The sequence below is a fragment of the Pseudomonas sp. NY8896 genome (assembly GCF_039634505.1).
Genome location: NZ_CP132350.1, coordinates 5,323,457 through 5,340,112, shown reverse-complemented (window position 1 = coordinate 5,340,112; position 16,656 = coordinate 5,323,457). Strand labels below are relative to the sequence as shown.

Annotated in this window: 16 protein-coding genes; 5 read left to right on the top strand and 11 right to left on the bottom strand. The window is 63.1% G+C overall.

Annotated features, from left to right (window positions below; translation table 11 throughout):
* Window positions 1-38: 38 nt before the first annotated feature.
* Complete coding sequence (locus tag Q9451_RS24020; protein WP_012270999.1) at window positions 39-1,097, bottom strand: extracellular solute-binding protein; 1,059 nt, start codon at window positions 1,095-1,097, stop codon at window positions 39-41.
* 328 nt (window positions 1,098-1,425) lie between these two features.
* Here Q9451_RS24020 and Q9451_RS24015 point away from each other — a divergent pair, with 328 nt between their 5' ends.
* Entirely contained in the window at window positions 1,426-2,139 is a 714-nt protein-coding gene (locus Q9451_RS24015; RefSeq protein WP_012271000.1) for a UTRA domain-containing protein, read from the top strand.
* A 6-nt stretch (window positions 2,140-2,145) separates the two neighbouring features.
* On the opposite strand, the gene Q9451_RS24010 is transcribed toward Q9451_RS24015, so the two are convergent.
* From Q9451_RS24010 to minC, 7 genes are all read right to left on the bottom strand, one after another.
* A complete protein-coding gene (locus tag Q9451_RS24010; protein WP_012271001.1) occupies window positions 2,146-4,299 on the bottom strand; it encodes a mechanosensitive ion channel domain-containing protein in 2,154 nt (717 codons plus the stop codon).
* 44 nt (window positions 4,300-4,343) lie between these two features.
* Entirely contained in the window at window positions 4,344-4,511 is a 168-nt protein-coding gene (locus Q9451_RS24005) for a hypothetical protein (protein ID WP_012271002.1), read from the bottom strand.
* A gap of 114 nt (window positions 4,512-4,625) precedes the next feature.
* Window positions 4,626-5,915 (bottom strand): M18 family aminopeptidase, encoded by a 1,290-nt coding sequence (locus Q9451_RS24000; protein ID WP_012271003.1) that lies wholly within the window; start codon window positions 5,913-5,915, stop codon window positions 4,626-4,628.
* A 107-nt stretch (window positions 5,916-6,022) separates the two neighbouring features.
* Window positions 6,023-6,658, bottom strand: coding sequence for an RluA family pseudouridine synthase (locus tag Q9451_RS23995; protein ID WP_012271004.1), 636 nt, complete (start codon window positions 6,656-6,658; stop codon window positions 6,023-6,025).
* A 149-nt stretch (window positions 6,659-6,807) separates the two neighbouring features.
* Window positions 6,808-7,062, bottom strand: a complete 255-nt coding sequence (gene minE / locus Q9451_RS23990) for a cell division topological specificity factor MinE (protein WP_003252572.1) — start codon at window positions 7,060-7,062, stop codon at window positions 6,808-6,810.
* Between the two features lie 3 nt (window positions 7,063-7,065).
* Window positions 7,066-7,878: a septum site-determining protein MinD gene (minD, locus tag Q9451_RS23985; RefSeq protein ID WP_012271005.1), complete on the bottom strand. Its 813-nt coding sequence runs from the start codon at window positions 7,876-7,878 to the stop codon at window positions 7,066-7,068.
* Between the two features lie 109 nt (window positions 7,879-7,987).
* Window positions 7,988-8,749: a septum site-determining protein MinC gene (gene minC / locus Q9451_RS23980; RefSeq protein ID WP_012271006.1), complete on the bottom strand. Its 762-nt coding sequence runs from the start codon at window positions 8,747-8,749 to the stop codon at window positions 7,988-7,990.
* 111 nt (window positions 8,750-8,860) lie between these two features.
* Between minC and Q9451_RS23975 the strand changes: the two genes are divergently transcribed.
* On the top strand, window positions 8,861-9,796 hold the full coding sequence (locus Q9451_RS23975) for a lipid A biosynthesis lauroyl acyltransferase (RefSeq protein WP_012271007.1): 936 nt from the start codon (window positions 8,861-8,863) through the stop codon (window positions 9,794-9,796).
* 26 nt (window positions 9,797-9,822) lie between these two features.
* On the top strand, window positions 9,823-10,971 hold the full coding sequence (locus tag Q9451_RS23970) for a patatin-like phospholipase family protein (RefSeq protein ID WP_012271008.1): 1,149 nt from the start codon (window positions 9,823-9,825) through the stop codon (window positions 10,969-10,971).
* Window positions 10,972-11,039: 68 nt separating this feature from the next.
* On the opposite strand, the gene Q9451_RS23965 is transcribed toward Q9451_RS23970, so the two are convergent.
* Window positions 11,040-11,864 (bottom strand): VacJ family lipoprotein, encoded by an 825-nt coding sequence (locus Q9451_RS23965; RefSeq protein WP_012271009.1) that lies wholly within the window; start codon window positions 11,862-11,864, stop codon window positions 11,040-11,042.
* On the bottom strand, window positions 11,857-13,155 hold the full coding sequence (locus Q9451_RS23960; protein WP_012271010.1) for a serine protein kinase PrkA: 1,299 nt from the start codon (window positions 13,153-13,155) through the stop codon (window positions 11,857-11,859). Before Q9451_RS23960 ends, Q9451_RS23965 begins: the two co-directional genes overlap by 8 nt.
* Window positions 13,156-13,345: 190 nt before the next feature.
* Between Q9451_RS23960 and Q9451_RS23955 the strand changes: the two genes are divergently transcribed.
* Window positions 13,346-13,723, top strand: coding sequence for a hypothetical protein (locus Q9451_RS23955; RefSeq protein WP_012271011.1), 378 nt, complete (start codon window positions 13,346-13,348; stop codon window positions 13,721-13,723).
* A 121-nt stretch (window positions 13,724-13,844) separates the two neighbouring features.
* Here the strand turns inward: Q9451_RS23955 and Q9451_RS23950 are convergent, their stop codons facing one another.
* Window positions 13,845-15,413 (bottom strand): beta-1,6-glucan synthase, encoded by a 1,569-nt coding sequence (locus Q9451_RS23950; protein ID WP_012271012.1) that lies wholly within the window; start codon window positions 15,411-15,413, stop codon window positions 13,845-13,847.
* 197 nt (window positions 15,414-15,610) lie between these two features.
* On the opposite strand from Q9451_RS23950, the gene Q9451_RS23945 reads away from it, so the two are divergent.
* On the top strand, window positions 15,611-16,471 hold the full coding sequence (locus tag Q9451_RS23945; protein ID WP_012271013.1) for a glycine betaine ABC transporter substrate-binding protein: 861 nt from the start codon (window positions 15,611-15,613) through the stop codon (window positions 16,469-16,471).
* The last annotated feature ends 185 nt before the right edge of the window (window positions 16,472-16,656 follow it).

Sequence of the window (16,656 nt, the reverse complement as noted above, 5' to 3'; positions counted from 1 at the left end):
CGCGATGGGCTGCGCAGCAGCCCCAGGATGGTCCTGCCTTACTCCATTTCGATGATCACTTGCTCCTGCCACATCTGCGGCAGTTTCTTCGAGGTGGCTTCCCAGGCTTCGGCGTTCTTGATCGGCTGGGCAGCACCGTACTGCTCGTTAGGCAGCAACTTGGCTTGCACATCCGCTGGCAGCTTCAGGTGCTCGGCACGGATCGGCCGCGCATGCCCCTTGGCCAGGTTGATCTGCCCGGCGTCGCTGAAGATGTACTCGCGGGTCAGCTTGGCCGCATTGGGGTGCTTGGCGTACTTGTTGATGACCGTGGTATAGCCGGAAATCACCGAACCGTCCGACGGGATCAGCACCTCAAAACGTTTGGGGTCGATCTGTTCACGGTAGCTCAGGCCGTTGAAGTCCCACACCACGCCAACTTCCACTTCGCCCTTTTCCAACGTCTGGATAGTCGGGTTGGCCAGCGACAGGCGCTTCTGCTGGGCCAGCTTGGTGAACAGCTGCAGGCCCGGCGCCACGTTGCTCTCGTCGCCTTTGTAGGCAATGGCCGCGGCCAGCACGCCGTTGGCGGCCTGGGCGGCGGTGCCGACGTCGCCGATGGCGACCTTGTACTTGCCTTTTTCCAGGTCATGCCAGGACGTCGGGCGTTCGCCTTCCTTGACCAGGTCTTTGTTGATGATGAAGGCGATGGTGCCGGTATAGGCCAGTGCCCAGTGGCCGTCCTTGTCCTTGGCCCACTCCGGCACCTGGTCCCAGGTGCTTGGCTTGTAGGGCTGGCTGACGCCCTTGGTCACTGCGATCGGGCCGAAGGCGGCACCCACGTCGCCGATGTCGGCGCTGGCGTTGTCCTTCTCGGCTTCGAACTTGGCGATCTCCTGCGCCGAACTCATGTCGGTGTCGCTGTGCTTGAGGCCGTACTTGCTGGCCAGGTCTTCCCAGGTGCCTTTCCAGTTGGCCCAGGCATCGGGCATGCCCACGCTGTTGACCGTGCCTTCCTTGCGGGCGGCATCTTCCAGGGCCTTGAGGTCCGCGGCCATGGCCGAGGTGCAGAACGCGATGGCAGAGCCGAGCAGTGACGCCATGAACAACTTTTTCATCCGTAGCTCCTTGGGTGGGTGCCTTTTACCGATCGTTGTTATGAGTGAAACCGTTGCCTGGAACCTTTGGTCTAGGTCAGCAAACCTTGAGCCAAGGTAGGCCGCTTGCGTGACAGTTTGATGTAGGGAAGGGCCCGCGCAGGTGGCCGAGGGCTCCTGGCAATACAGCGTAGACCATGGCGCAGCCCCGGTTTTGCTGGGCTGGCCCGATTCTGGCAGTGCTCTGGGCGCAACCTTGTCACAGGATGTTCATCAGCCCTGCCTAGGCTTGCACTATTCTCCAAATGCCCTGTTCTGGGGCTGGAATAGTCCAGATAGGTAACCCTTGATGCAGCCGATGCCACCGCGAGCGGTAACAGCCATCTGCCATGCCCTGCAGGAGCAGATCGAGCACGGCCTGTTGGCGCCGGGCGGCAAGCTGCCGGCCGAGCGCCGGCTCAGCGAGGTGTTCGACACCACGCGTATCACCCTGCGCGAGGCGCTAGCCCAGCTGGAGGCCCAGGGCTTGATCTACCGCGAAGAGCGCCGCGGCTGGTTTGTCGCGCCCGAGCGGTTGACCTACGACCTGATCGAGCGCAGTCACTTCCATGCCATGGTGCGCGAGCAGGGTCGGGTGGCCAGTACCGAACTGCTGTCGGCGCGGCTGCAGCCGGCTTCGGCGGCCATCTGCGCGCGCTTGCAGTTGCCGGCGTTGTCCAGCGTGGTGCTTATCTGCCGCTTGCGGCGGATTGACGGGCGGGCGGTGCTGTATGCCGAGCACTACCTCAACCCCCGGTATTTCCCGGAGATTCTCGAACAGGATCTGGCGCAGTCGCTGACGGAGATTTATGGGCGAGTGTATGGCATCGAGTATGGGCAGGTGTGCTTTGAAATTTTGCCGACGGCGTTGCCGGTGGAGGCGGCGGGGGCGTTGAAGGTGTCGGTGGGTAGCCCGGGGTTGCACATCACTCGGGTCAACAGCGACCAGCATGGGCACCTGATCGACTGTGACCTGGAGTACTGGCGGCATGATGCCATCCGCATCCGCGCCCTGGCTGGCTAGGACGCCCTAACTGGAGGAACCGGAGTCTGCGACTGTTCCTCCACCGGCCGTCACCACCTGCACCGACAGCCGCGGCGTCGCCAGATCCAGCCCCGCCTCATCCAGCTGCCGCTTGAGCGCCAGGTTGAACGCCCGCGACACTTCCCATTGCTTGATCGGTGCGGTCTTGAAGCGTGCCCGCAAGATTGCCGAACCCGACTCGAAGCTCTCCACCCCCTGCAGCTCCAGCGGCGACCAGATGTTGCGGCGCATCAGCGGGTCATTGCGCAGTTTTTGCCCCACTTCCCGAATCAGCGTGATCGCCTGGTCGATGTTCATGCTGTGCGGGATGGCCACGCGGAAGATCGCGTAGCCGAACTCCCGCGAGTAGTTCTTGATGCTCTTGATTTCGCTGAACGGGATGGTATGCACGATGCCGTCGATATCGCGCAGGCGCACGGTACGAATGGTCAGCCCCTCCACCGTGCCCAGGTGCCCGCCGACATCCACGTAGTCGTCGATGGCCAGCGAGTCTTCGATGATGATGAACAGACCGGTGATCAGGTCGGCCACCAGCGACTGCGCACCAAAACCGATGGCCAGGCCGATGACACCGGCACCGGCCAGCAGCGGTGTGACGTTCATGCCCATGTTGGCCAGGGCGACGATCACCGCAATGATGAAGATGATCACGAACATCACGTTGCGGATCAGCGGCATCATGGTTTGCGCGCGGGCATTGGCCAGCCCCCGGCGCGAGCGCACCAGGGCATGGTGTACGGCGGTGTCGGCCAGGATCCACACCAGCCAGGCGACGATCAGCGTGCCCGCCAGGCCCAGCAGGCGCAGGCTGATGTCGTGGCCGTCGCCTTCGGCGAAGCTGATCATCGACACGCCCCACACGCGCAGGCCCAGTTCGATGAACACCAGCCAGATGAACAGGTGCACCAGCAAATAGCCGAAGTTGCGCAGGCGCTCTGTGTACACCGCCTGGCGTTTGTTGGCGCGTTTGGGGTTGGCGGCGTGGCGGCGAACCAGGCCGTTGAGCACCATGCACACCACCACCAGCACCGTGCACATCAGCGACTGGCGCAGGGCGGTGCTGGTGTCACCGGCGGAGACGAAGGTGGCGAACAGCGAAATGGCCACCAGGATCAGCGCTGGGATGAACCAGAAGCTGCCGAGGATCTCGATGGTGTCGCTGAGGGTGCGGCGGGTCAGGCGCCGCGACAATGGCTGGTTGCGGATCAGGTGGGCGATCGGGCGGCGAAAGCGCAGGATGAACAGCCCGGTGCACAGTGCTGCAACCACGTTGGCCAGGGTGGCCAGGGCGTGGGCCAGGTGGGTACCGAGGGCCACCAGCATGCGTGGGTCGCTCATTGCCTCGCCAAAGGCGGCGAAACTGCCGATCAGCCACAGTGGGCGGAACGCCTTGTGCCGCAGGATGTGCAGGGCGCGGTGGCGGTGTGGGCCGTCCAGCAGCGAGAAGGCGATGACACAGATGGCCGAGAAGCAGGTACCGACCACCAGCGCGTAGGCCAACACCATCGCCAGCGATTTGCCCAGCGACGGTGGCAGCACGAAGCTCAGGTACACGGTGAACACCAGCGCCACCAGCCAGGGGCCGAGCTTGCGCAGGGCGAAGCGCACCAGGTCCCAGGTGCGCGGGTGCTGTGGCAGTTCTTCACTCAGGCCAAAGCGCAGGCGTACCCGGTGACCGACCCAGTTGAAGGCGTAGGCCAGCACGCTCCACACGGCAATCACTGCAGCAAAGCCGAACAGGATCGCAGGCCACTGGTGCACCGGCACCATCAGCTCGCTCAGCTCGGCCTGGGCTTGTTCGATTTCCGCGGCCCAGCGGTGGAACGGGCTGGCATCGCCGCTGAACTGTTTCTCAAAGTCATGCAGGGCGCCGCCGATCAGGCCGAGCACGCCTTGCTCGACGCTGGGTTGCGATTGCTTCGTGGCGTCGCGCAGCTTTTTCAGGTCGGCCAGCAGCTTGGCCCGTTGCTGATCGTTTTCAAGGTTTTTGATCACCTCGTCCAGCGACTTGCCCAGCGGCTCGGTGGCCTCCGGTTGCGCGGGCGCACTGCCGCCCAGCAGGCCGGGCAGGCCCGCCGCCTGTACCGGGGTGATGAACAGCACTAGCAGCAGGAACAGGTAACGCAGGAGGGCAGGCACTGGCAAATCTACCTCAGGTCAAACGATTGACCGAGTGTAGAGGTTTATGTCGGCAGTTTCTCGAGGATCTTCCAGCAGGTGAGGCCGAAGATCCCCAAAGTGCCGATCCACATCATGAGCACACCGATATTGCGCTCGCGCATGCTGAAGCCGATGGTCAGCAGCAGCAGGAACAGGAACACCGGCACGAACAGGGACAGGAACGGGGACATGGACAGCAATCCTTATGCAGTGGGGCCATGTAACAAGCATAGCGCTTGGCAAGCGAGGCGGGATTGACCTTGAGCAGGTGTAAGCAGGCCCGGGCCTGCTTGCACCTGCCTGCATCAAGGCAATTCGCGGCTACGGTAGAAGGCGGTCAGTACCTTCACCAGGTGCGCCAGGTCGTGGCTGCCACACAGCTCGCGAATGGAATGCATGGCAAAGGTAGGCAAACCGATATCCACCGTGCGCACGCCCAGGTGGCTGGCGGTAATCGGCCCGATGGTCGAGCCGCAGCCCATGTCGCTGCGCACCACGAAGCTTTGCACCGGTACTTCCTCGGCCATGCACAGGTGGCGGAAGAAGCCGGCGGTTTCGCTGTTGGTGGCGTAACGCTGGTTGTTGTTCACCTTGATCACTGGGCCGGCATTGAGCTTGGGCCCGTGGTTACCGTCGTGCTTGTCGGCGTAGTTGGGGTGCACACCATGGGCATTGTCGGCCGACACCATCAGCGAGCGCTGGACGGTGCGCACGTAGGAGTCGCCATCGGGCAGCAGGCGCTGCAGGGTCTGCTCCAGCATCGGGCCGTCGGCACCGCAGGCCGAGCAACTGCCGACTTCTTCGTGGTCGTTGCACACCAGCACGCAGGTTTCGTCGCTGTCAGCGGCCAAGAGGGCCTGCAGGCCGGCATAGCACGACAGCAGGTTGTCCAGGCGGGCGCCAGCGATGAAGTCGCCGTGCAGGCCAATCAACGCGGCGTCCTGGGTGTCGTAGAAGCTCAGCTCGTAGTCCAGGACCACGTCGGCGATCAGCTCGTGCTCGCGGGCCAGTTGCTCGGTGAGCAGGGCGCGGAAGTCGATACGTTCGTCACCGGCGACCTGGGCCAGGATGGGCGGCAGCTCGTTCTGTGGGTTGATCGCCCAGCCTTCATTGGCGGTGCGGTTCAGGTGAATGGCCAGGTTGGGGATGATCGCGATCGGCAGCTTGAAGTCGATCAGCTGGCTTTCGACTTTGCCGTCACGGCGGTAGGTGACGCGTCCGGCCAGCGACAGGTCGCGGTCGAACCACGGCGCCAGCAAGGCACCGCCATACACTTCCACGCCCAGTTGCAGGAAGCCCTGGCGCTGCAGTTCGGGCTGTGGCTTGACCCGCAGGCACGGGCTGTCGGTGTGGGCGCCGACCATGCGGATGCCGTTCAACAGTGGGGCCTGCTTGCCCAACTTGATGGCGATGATCGAAGAGTCGTTACGGGTGACGTAATAACGGCCGCCAGGCACGGTGGCCCAGCTGTCGCGTTCGTCCAGGCGCTGGTAGCCGGCAGCCTCGAGGCGCTGGGCCAGGCTGGCGGTGGCGTGGAAGGGCGTGGGGGAGGCCTTGAGGAAGTCGATAAGGCCAGTATTCAGTGCGTCGCGCATAGCTCACTCCAGACAGCAGTGGCGCGAGTTTAGCGCAGAATGTCGACAATTTGTGTCTGCCTCTTCGCGGGCAAGCCCGCGAAGAGGCCGGAACAGCCAGCCAAAAATCAGAAGGGTGCAGGGCACTCGAACTTCAACCGCTCCCCCGAGACCGGGTGGGTAAAGCTCAGCATCGACGCATGCAGGCACAACCGTTCATGGGCCGCCAGCGCTTCGGGGTTGGCATACAGCCGGTCACCCAGCAGCGGGTGGCCGATGGACAGCATGTGCACGCGCAGCTGGTGCGAACGCCCGGTAATCGGCGTCAGCTCCACACGGCAGTAGTCGCCGCAGCGCTCGACGATGCGCCAGAACGTCAGGGCATGCTTGCCCTGCTCGTGGTCCACCACATGCCGTGGCTTGGTTGGCGGGTCGTAGCGCAGCGGCAGGTCGATACTGCCGCTGTCCAGCGCGGGTTGGCCCCAGCACAGGGCGGTGTAGGATTTTTCGGTTTCGCGGTCGTGGAACTGGCGCGACAGCTCGCGGTGGCTGTCGGCATCGCGGGCCAGCAGGATGATGCCGGAGGTTTCCCAGTCCAGACGGTGCACGATCAGTGCGTCGGGGTAGCCGTTTTCCTGCAGGCGGGTGATCAGGCAGTCCTTGTTGTCCTCGGCGCGGCCGGGCACCGACAGCAGCAGGGTCGGCTTGTTGATCACCAGGATGGCGGCGTCTTCGAAGAGGATCTGGACATTCGACAGCGGCATTGCAGTTCTCACGAAAGTAGCAGAAAACGCTGGGGCCGCTTTGCGGCCCTTTCGCGACACAAGGCCGCTCCCACAGGGGAGTGCATAACCCTTGTGGGAGCGGCCTTGTGTCGCGAAAGGCTGCAACGCAGCCCCAGCTTTTAGCCTGATCAGCGATCCGGCAGGGTGATGTTCAGCTCCAGAATCGAGCAGCTGCCCTGGTTTTCCAGCTCGATATGCACGTCATCGTTGCCGATGTTCACATACTTGCGGATCACCTCCAGCAGTTCTTTCTGCAGCGCCGGCAGGTAGTCCGGCTCGCTGCGTTGGCCGCGCTCGTGCGCCACGATGATCTGTAGACGCTCTTTCGCTACCGACGCGCTGGTCTGTTTCTGTCTGCCACGAAAGAAGTCAAAAAGGTTCATGGTTTACTTGCCTCCAAACAGTCGCGCGAAGAATCCTTGCTTCGGCACTTCGATGAACCGCAGGGGCTTTTCTTTGCCCAGCAGACGGTCGACGGTATCGCTATAGGCCTGGCCGGCATCGCTCTGGTCGTCGAGGATGACCGGGATACCCTGGTTGGAGGCCTTCAGCACTGCCTGGGACTCGGGAATCACGCCCTTGAGCTTGATCGCCAGGATTTCTTCGACGTCGGCGATGCTCAGCATTTCGCCCTTTTCCACGCGCTCTGGGTGGTAGCGGGTGATCAGCAGGTGTTCCTTGATTGGCTCTTCGCCGTTCTCGGAGCGGCGCGACTTGCTCGACAGAATGCCCAGCATGCGGTCAGAGTCACGTACCGAGGACACTTCGGGGTTGGTGACCACGATGGCTTCGTCGGCGAAGTACATGGCCAGGTGCGCGCCTTTCTCGATACCGGCCGGCGAGTCGCAGATGACGTAGTCGAAGGTTTCCTTCAGCTCCATCAATACCTTTTCCACGCCTTCCTGGGTCAGCGCGTCCTTGTCACGGGTCTGGCTGGCGGCCAGCACGTACAGGTTCTCGAGGCGCTTGTCCTTGATCAGGGCTTGCTGCAGGTTGGCTTCGCCGTTGACCACGTTGACGAAGTCGTACACCACGCGGCGTTCGCAGCCCATGATCAGGTCGAGGTTACGCAGGCCCACGTCGAAGTCGACGATGACGGTCTTGTGGCCGCGCAGTGCGAGGCCGGTACCAATGGCGGCGCTGGTGGTGGTCTTGCCCACACCCCCCTTGCCGGAAGTAACCACGAGAATCTTGGCCAAGGTGTTTCACCCCTAAAATAGTCGGGACACAAGTCCCTGCAAATAACTGAAATAGCGTAAATGACGGCAACGGTAAAAAAGTTGCTCTAAAAATGCTGGCAAGTATCCGTTAAAGACGGGTGATGTTCAACACGTCACCAGACAGGCTGACTTGCACGCCGGTACCCCACAGCGGGTCGCGGCGCAGGTCTTCGCAGACTTTGTACTGGCCGGCGATTGAAACCATTTCGGCGGTCATCTGCTGGCAGAAGATCCGCGCCTTGGTATTGCCTTTGATGCCGGCCAGGGCGCGGCCACGCATGGCGCCGTACACATGGATGTTGCCATCGGCCAGAAGTTCCGCACCCGGGCTGACCGAGGCGGTAACGATCAGGTCGCCACCCTGAGCATAGATCTGCTGGCCGCCGCGTACTGGCGCAGTAATGATGCGGGTCGGGCGCACTTCGGGTTCGGGGGCCGGTGGTGGCGTCGGGGCGGGTTCGGGCTTTTTGACCACCTCGGGCTCGGGCTCCAGCGGCCGTTCGCGCGCGCCGGACGGTGGCAGCACCGGCAGGTCGATGGCGATGGCGGCGGCGATGTCCTCGATGCGGTTGGCGCGGATGGCCAGGGTACGCAGGCCATGGTGGCGGCAGATGCGCATCAAGCCGGGCAGGTCGATTGCCCCTTCGTCGGCCGGCAGCTTGTCCAGCGCCAGCACCAGCGGCGTGTTGCTGAAGAAGTTCGGTGCCTGGGCGACTTTGGCCGCCAACTGGCGGTCAAGGGCTTCAAGGTCATTGCGCGCCAGTTCCAGTACTGTAATGGCGAGCATGCTGCCCTTGAGCTGGAACACGGAGGCGGTGTCGGGTGTGTGGTTTGGGCTCATGGTCTGCATAGACGGCTTGCTGCGAAAAAAGTGCCCTGACTTATAACGAGAACACCGGTTGCCCGCAACATGCGCTGATCCGTTGTAGAATGCGCGGCCTTTGTCTTTCCGGATGCTTCAATGGAACGCCCGCGTTTTCGTCCCTATTACCTTCACCCCAAGTTCTGGGGCCTGTGGCTGGGCCTGGGCCTGCTGTGGCTGGTGGTCCAGTTGCCGTACCGGGTGCTGTTGAAAATCGGTGCCGCACTGGGTGCCGTGATGTACCGCTTCGCCGGTGAGCGTCGGCGCATCGCCGCGCGCAACCTGGAGCTGTGCTTCCCGGAACTGTCGGTCGACGAACGGCAGCGTTTGCTCAAGGCCAACTTCGCCTCTACCGGCATCGCCTTCTTCGAAATGGCCATGAGCTGGTGGTGGCCCAAGGCCAGGCTCGCGCGCCTGGCCCATATCGAGGGGCTGGAGCATCTGCAGGCCGCCCAGCAGGCGGGGCAGGGCGCCATCCTCATGGCGGTGCACTTCACCACCCTGGAAATCGGCGCCGCGCTGCTGGGCCAGCAGCACACCATCGACGGCATGTACCGCGAGCATGGCAACGCGTTGTTCGATTTCATCCAGCGCAGCGGCCGTGAGCGGCATAACCTTGACTCGCTGGCAGTGGAGCGCGAAGACGTGCGTGGCATGCTCAAGCTGCTGCGTTCGGGCCGGGCGATCTGGTACGCACCCGACCAGGACTACGGCGCCAAACAGAGCATTTTCGTGCCGCTGTTCGGCATCCCCGCAGCCACGGTAACCGCCACCACCAAGTTCGCCCGGCTGGGCAAGGCGCAGGTTATTCCGTTCACCCAGAAGCGCCTGGAGGATGGCAGCGGCTATCGTCTGGTAATCCACCCGCCACTGGCGGATTTCCCAGGCGAAAGCGAAGAGGCCGACTGCCTGCGTATCAACCAGTGGGTCGAGGGTGTGTTGCGCGAGTGTCCGGAGCAGTACCTGTGGGCGCACCGCCGGTTCAAGTCACGGCCCGAGGGTGCACCACGGCTGTATGAGAAGAAAAAGCGCTGAAAAATAGCTGATCCAGGAAGGACTTCATGGCCCCACCCCCGGTAACCGGTCTTATCCTTTCTGGCGGCGGCGCCCGCGCCGCCTATCAGGTTGGCGTCCTTGCTGGCATTGCCGAGTTGCTGCCTGCCGGCGCACATAATCCGTTCCCGGTCATTGTCGGTACCTCTGCCGGTGCCATCAACGCCGTTACCCTGGCCAGCGGCGCCACTCATTTCAACGAGGCCGTGCAACGGCTTACTGCCTTCTGGCAGAACTTTCGCAGCCATCTGGTCATACGCAGTGACTGGCCCGGAGTCGTTCGCCAAGCCAGCCGTTTCGTTGGCCATAGCCTGCTGGGCCTGGGTGGCCAGGCGCCGGTGGCGCTGCTGGACAGCAGCCCACTGCGCAGCCTGCTGGAGGCACACTTGAACATGGATGGTATCGGCCATTCTCTGGCGGCCGAGCAGTTGCGCGCCGTGGCCGTCACCGCCTTCGGCTACGAGTCCGGCCAGGCGGTCACCTTCTACCAAGGGCGCGGCACCATCGAAGCCTGGCTGCGCCATCGCCGCATCGGCGTGCCCACGCCGTTGACCATCGACCACCTGCTGGCCAGCGCGGCCATTCCGCTGCTGTTTGCCCCGGTGCAGTTGGGCGACGAATATTACGGTGACGGTGCGGTGCGCCAGTCGGCGCCGATCAGCCCGGCCCTGCACCTGGGCGCCAGCCGGGTGCTGGTGGTCGGGGTCAGCGGCAACCCGCAGCGGCCGGCACCGCCGTTGCCCACTCAGCGCGTGTTCAGTGGCCAGCAGCCGAGCCTGGCGCAGATCGGTGGGCACATGCTCAACAGCACGTTCATCGACAGCCTGGAAGACGACATCGAGTTGCTGCAGCGGCTCAACCACCTGAGCCGCTTGCTGCCAGCGCACTTGGATGCCCGGCGCCTGGGGCTGGCGCCGGTCGAGGTGCTGGTCGTGGCGCCCAGCCAGCCGCTGGACGAAATCGCCGCCCGGCACCGGCGTGAGCTGCCGGCGGCGTTGCGCTTGTTCCTGCGCGGGCCGGGGGCTACGCGGACCAGTGGAGCGGGGGTGTTGAGCTATCTGCTGTTCGAGGCGAGTTATTGCAGTGAACTGATCGAGTTGGGGCGACGGGATGCTTTGGCCAAGAAGCGGGAGTTGTGTCAGTTCCTGGGGATTTGACGTTGTCAGTTACGGCCCATTCGCGGGTTCATCGAGGCGGCGAACCGCCGCGAATGGGCCGGCACAGGTTACTCGGCTATCTGCAACTTGCGCGCCTGGGTATACACATACCGCACCTTTTCATACTCGAACGGCGAGTTCAGCTGGCCATAGCGGAACTTGGTGGTGTAGCGCTTATCCACCACCTGCAGGGCAAAAATTTCCGGGTGGTCGGTGCTGGTTTCGGGCACGTTCAGGTAGTTGATGGCCTGCTCGCCCGCATAGTCCACCACCAGCCCGGTGGTATCGCGCAGGTTCGATGGCCCCAGCACCGGCAGCATCAGGTAGGGCCCGTCTGGCACACCGTAGAAGCCCAGGGTCTGGCCAAAGTCTTCGCTCTGGCGTGGTAGGCCCATGCTGGTCGCCGGGTCCCATAGCCCGCCCACACCAATGATGGTATTGAACATCAGCCGGGCAGTGATCTCTGCCGAGCGCTTGACCTTGAGCTGCAGCACACTGTTGAACAGGTTCGGCACATCGCCCAGGTTGTTGAAGAAGTTGCTCACCCCGGTACGCACGAAGCGCGGGGTGACGTACTGGTAACCACTCACCAGCGGCAGCAGTACCCATTGGTCCAGCCGGTAGTTGAAGTGGTAGACGCGCCGGTTGATCGACTCCAGCGGGTCGTACACGTTCAACGCTTCCAGGGTGGAGCGCTCGAACTCGCGCTGGTCCAGCCCCGGGTTGAATTTCAGTTCGCGCAGCGGGTCGAGAAAACCGTCGGCTTCGGGCGCCAGTGGTGCGGCGGTCACTTGCGGGTCGGCCTCGATCACGCTGGCCCGAGGGGCGGTTTCGGCGGCCAGGGCTGGGCCGGCGGCCAGCAGGGCAGTGGCGAAGAGGAGTTTGTTAACCACGGAAGAACTCCAGCATGGCGTCACTGTTGACGCGGTAATTGAGGTTGCCGCAGTGGCCGCCGTGGGGGTAAAGGGTCAGGCGGTCACCGAACACCTGGCGCAGGAAGCCGATGTCGCCCGGGCCGAGGATGACGTCGTCGGCGTTGTGCATCACGGCGATCTTGTCGCTGCTGCGCAGGTAGTCTTCCAGGGCATACAGGCTGACCTGGTTCACCAGTTGCAGGATGCTGTTGCCATCGGTGCGCGCACGCCACATGGGGATCACCTGCTCGGTCATGTAGCAGTCGAAGTCGCACTGCAAGGCGCGTTTGAAGAACGGCGTGAGGCTGCTGCCTTCGGTGATCGGGAACTTCGGCGGAATGATCAGGCCACGGCGGTTGATCAGGTCGGAGGTGAAGGCAATGTCGGCCGCCGAGAAACGGAACGAGGTGCCGATCAGCATGGCCATCTGCTCGTTGGACAGGTGCTGGCGCGACTGCTGGAAGTCATACAGCAGGGCGTCGTTCAGGTCGATGTAGCCCTTGTCCTGGAAGTAGCGAGTGAGTTTTTGCAGCATCAGCTCATAGAACGTGGTGCTGCGGTCGATGCCCTTGACCTGCGTTTGCACCAGTTTGTCCAGGTTGTTGATCGAGGTGTACAGGTTGACCGGCGGGTTCAGCAGCAGCACGCGCTTGAAGTTGAAGCTGCGGCGGGTTTCGTCCAGGTGGCTGACGAAGGCGGCGTCGAGCGCGCCCAGGCTGTAGCCGGTGAGGTAGAACTCGCTGATTGGCAGGCGTGGGTGCTGGGCGCGCACGGCCTGCATGACCCGGTACATGTCTTCGGCGTCTTCCTGGCTGACGCCGGGGGTGGCAAAGCGCGAGGCGGCGCTCATGAAGTCGTAGCTGGTGGGTGACGACAGCTGCACCACGTGGAAACCAGCCTGGTAGAACAGCTTCTTCAGGTACTCGTTGATGCTGCTGCTGTAGGGCGCACCGGTGCCAGCAATGATGAAAATCAGTGGTGCCTCGTGATCCTGGCGGGCCAGGCGGTACTTGAGCTTTTTCACCGCCCAGAAGTTGTCGGGCAGAGTGAACTCGCGCTCCGGGCGCAGGTTGAGGCTGTAGTCGGACTGGTTGATTTCGTCGTCGCTGGGCAGGGTCGGGCGCTGGTCCGGCGGCGTGGTGGCGATGGTGGCTTCGAACGGGTTGGTCAAGGGGTAGCCGTAGCTCGCGGCGTCGATATCCCGCGCTGAAGCGGCCACAGCCATAAGCAGGCTGCCGAGCAAGGCAGCGAGGCGCAAAGATCGAAGCATGTAATCCCCCAAAAGAACGCAAGGTCGAGCAGTGTGCAGGCTAGGACCACATCAACGCAGGCAAAGTTGCCTGGCGCGGTGGCCTTTGGTGTGCTGGTTATCTGCAACATAGCTGCAGGTTTGTGATTTTGCCTTACAACCGGGCTTAAGCGATCATGGATGAATTCGATTACCGCTATTGGAGAACTGGATGTCTCGTTCGCTGCCGGCTGCGCTGCTGGTACTGCTTCTGGGGTTGTGGCTCGCGGCCAGTTACGGCGTGCGCTATGGGCTGATGGAGGATGGCCAGTGGGTAGGGCTGTGCACGTCGCCTGCGGCGTATTGGCAGTGTGAAGTACGCGCGCTGCTGGGCTTGGGTATTCATCATCAGGTGTTGGCCTGGAGTGGGTTGGCGTTGGCGCTGCTGGCACAGGTGGTTTCCGGCCGCGCCGGCTGGTGGCTGGCGGTGGTGGCATTGGTGTTCGCGGTGCCTGCGCTGGTGTTGTACACCGCCAGCATTGCCGTGTTTGCGCTGGTGCTAGCGGGGCTGCGGCTTGTAAGAAAAGCCAAGGCGACGCGGTCTGTGTAGGAGCGGCCTTGCGTCGCGATGGGCCGCGCAGCGGCCCCGGCAATCTGTGCTGCTTCTCGAATTCTGGGGCCGCTTTGCGGCCCATCGCGACACAAGGCCGCTCCTACAGTTACCTGTGTTTTCAGGCTTTTCGAGTCATTCGCAAGCTCCGCCACAACGCTGCTGTCATCAGCACACTCACTACCGCCCAGATCAAGGCCTGCTGGTTCTCCAGCCCTTCCACGAACAGCTGCGGCGCCACCCCGGCGCCGACGATGAACGCCAGCAGCGCCACCTCCGCCCGCCGCGCCCTTACCGGCCACAGCACATACACCAGCGCCGGCAACGCCAGCGCAGCGCTGGGGAAGCTGCGGTAGCGCGGGTCGAACACCATCGCCAGCATGCTCACCGCTGCGGCAAAACCCGCCGCCAGCAACAGCCAGCCGGCCCGCGCCTGCAGCCAGGCGAATAAACGTTCGCGCCAGCCGGCCCGTTGCGCCAAGGCCAGCAGCGCATGGGCCAATACCAGCAGGTTCAGCCCGGCCAGTGCCACCGCCCACACCCACTCCCCGACAAAGCGTGCATGGGTGCGCATCAACTCGCCCCACAGCCCCAGGCAAACCGCGCCAAACGCCGCCAGCAGTGGCAGCAACACTGCCGCCTGCACAGTCGCGGGGCGCCCGGCGAGCATCAACATGACCAACATCAACACCGCACTCGCCAGCAACCACTGTGGCCAGTAATGCAGGTTGCTCACCGGCCCTTCGAGCACGCCCTTGTCCTGCCGGTCGGCATCGTAAAGCCCCCAGTAACCGCCTACAGCACCTTCGTTGGCACGCTTCCACGGCTGGTCGAAGGCTTCGATCAGGTTGTAGCGCCAGCCGTTGCTTTCGGCCATGGCCACAAAGCCGCGAATGAAGCGCGCCTCGTTGGCTCGGCTGGGCACAGCGGTCTCGCGCTGGCGGCCTTCGCTGGGCCAGCCGGTTTCGCCGATCAGGATGTCCTTGGGCGCGAAGCGCGTGCCGAACACCCGGCGCACGTCGGCAACGTGGGCCAAGGCATCGTCGATGCCGCGCGGTTCGTCCTCCCAGTAGGGCAGCAGGTGGATGGTCAGGAAGTCCACCGCCGGTGCCACCTGCGGGTGCTGCAGCCAGAAATCCCAGACATCGGCGTAGGTCACCGGCACTTTGACCTGTTGCTTCACTCGGGCGATCAGCTTGGCCAGGTGTGCACCGGTCACCTCTTTGCGCAGCAGTGTCTCGTTGCCGACGATCACCGCGCTGACCACATCCGGGTTGGCGTTGGCGGTGGCGATCAGCAGGTCGATTTCCTTGTCGGTGTCGGCCGGGTGAGCGTTGACCCAGGCGCCCAACATCACCTTCAGGCCATGCTTGCGTGCCAGCGCCGGGATTGCCTCAAGGCCGCTCATGGAATAGGTGCGGATGCACTGGAATCGCTCAGCCAGCAAAGCAAGGTCGGCGTCCATCCGTGCCGGGCGCAGCTGTAATGGCTGGTCGTAGGGTGACTGGTCTTTGTCGAACGGCGTGTACGAGGCGCACTGCAGCTTGTGCGTCGGGCTGGCCGCATCGGCCAGGTGTACCGGCTTACCCAGCCCGTACCAGAGCCCTCCAAGCCCAAGCAGGGCCAACAGGCAGGCAAGCAGGTACAACGGCAACAGCAGGCGGGCAGAACTGGGCATCGGGCGGTCCATCGTCAGGCGCAAAAGGGTAGATAGTAGCCCGGCGCCAATGCTTTGGCATGCAAGGATCGCGCAGGCCGGCGTAGGCCGATGGCGCTAATGGCACAGTGCTGTCGCATATGGGGCGGGTGCAGGTCGCAGCTGGATCAGGTCGACCTGTGTTGCAGGAAGATGATGCAATCTCCAAGACCTGACGAGGGGATGCTTTGATGGCGACTTTGAAAAAAATGCGACGTTTCCTGGGTGTGGGCACCGCCCTGGTAATGGCCATGAGCGCTGCACAGGCAATGGCTAAAGAAGTAAGCATAGGTTACGTGGATGGTTGGGCCGACAGCGTGGCGACCACCAACGTGGCCGCCGAAGTGATCAAGCAAAAGCTCGGCTACGACGTGAAGTTGCAGGCCGTGGCCACGGGGATCATGTGGCAGGGCGTGGCAACCGGTAAACTCGATGCCATGTTGTCGGCCTGGCTGCCGGTGACCCATGGCGAGTACTGGACCAAGAACAAGGACAACGTGGTCGACTACGGCCCGAACTTCAAGGATGCCAAGATCGGCCTGATCGTCCCCGAGTACGTCAAGGCGGTGAGCATCGCCGACCTCAAGACCGATAGCAGCTTCAAGCAGAAGATCGTCGGCATTGACGCAGGCTCCGGTGTGATGCTGAAAACCGACCAGGCGATCAAGGACTACGACCTGACCGGCTACAAGCTGCAGGCCAGCTCGGGCGCCGCGATGACTGCGGAACTGGGCCGTGCCTACGCCAAGCAGCAGTCGATTGCGGTGACCGGTTGGGTTCCGCACTGGATGTTCGCCAAGTGGAAGCTGAAGTTCCTCGAAGACCCGAAAGGTGTGTATGGCGCGGCGGAAACCGTGAACAGCATCGGCAGCAAGGAACTGGCGACCAAGGCTCCGGAAGTGGCGGAGTTCCTGAAGAAGTTCAACTGGCAGTCCAAGGACGAGATTGGCGAGGTGATGCTGGCGATTCAGGAAGGTGCCAAGCCTGAAGCCGCGGCCAAGGATTGGGTGGCCAAGCACCCTGATCGTGTGAAGGAGTGGACTGGCAAGTAACAACCCGTTACTGCCAATTTTGCTTCTTCGCGGGTAAACCCGCTCCCACAGGTACTGCGCAGGTTTCAACGCCTGTGTGATCCCTGTGGGAGCGGGTTTACCCGCGAAAGGGCCGCCACTTTGTTACGCAATCGGTAAAACACCGTTGCATCTAAGACTAAGGTCGTCTGGTTGGCGTTCAACAG

Coding starts and splice junctions, on each gene's coding strand:
- Q9451_RS24020 (WP_012270999.1), bottom strand. CDS start 1,097: ATGAAAAAGTTGTTCATGGCGTCACTGCTCGGCTCTGCCATCGCGTTC.
- Q9451_RS24015 (WP_012271000.1), top strand. CDS start 1,426: ATGCAGCCGATGCCACCGCGAGCGGTAACAGCCATCTGCCATGCCCTG.
- Q9451_RS24005 (WP_012271002.1), bottom strand. CDS start 4,511: ATGTCCCCGTTCCTGTCCCTGTTCGTGCCGGTGTTCCTGTTCCTGCTG.
- Q9451_RS24000 (WP_012271003.1), bottom strand. CDS start 5,915: ATGCGCGACGCACTGAATACTGGCCTTATCGACTTCCTCAAGGCCTCC.
- Q9451_RS23995 (WP_012271004.1), bottom strand. CDS start 6,658: ATGCCGCTGTCGAATGTCCAGATCCTCTTCGAAGACGCCGCCATCCTG.
- minE (WP_003252572.1), bottom strand. CDS start 7,062: ATGAACCTTTTTGACTTCTTTCGTGGCAGACAGAAACAGACCAGCGCG.
- minC (WP_012271006.1), bottom strand. CDS start 8,749: ATGCAGACCATGAGCCCAAACCACACACCCGACACCGCCTCCGTGTTC.
- Q9451_RS23975 (WP_012271007.1), top strand. CDS start 8,861: ATGGAACGCCCGCGTTTTCGTCCCTATTACCTTCACCCCAAGTTCTGG.
- Q9451_RS23970 (WP_012271008.1), top strand. CDS start 9,823: ATGGCCCCACCCCCGGTAACCGGTCTTATCCTTTCTGGCGGCGGCGCC.
- Q9451_RS23960 (WP_012271010.1), bottom strand. CDS start 13,155: ATGCTTCGATCTTTGCGCCTCGCTGCCTTGCTCGGCAGCCTGCTTATG.
- Q9451_RS23955 (WP_012271011.1), top strand. CDS start 13,346: ATGTCTCGTTCGCTGCCGGCTGCGCTGCTGGTACTGCTTCTGGGGTTG.
- Q9451_RS23950 (WP_012271012.1), bottom strand. CDS start 15,413: ATGGACCGCCCGATGCCCAGTTCTGCCCGCCTGCTGTTGCCGTTGTAC.
- Q9451_RS23945 (WP_012271013.1), top strand. CDS start 15,611: ATGGCGACTTTGAAAAAAATGCGACGTTTCCTGGGTGTGGGCACCGCC.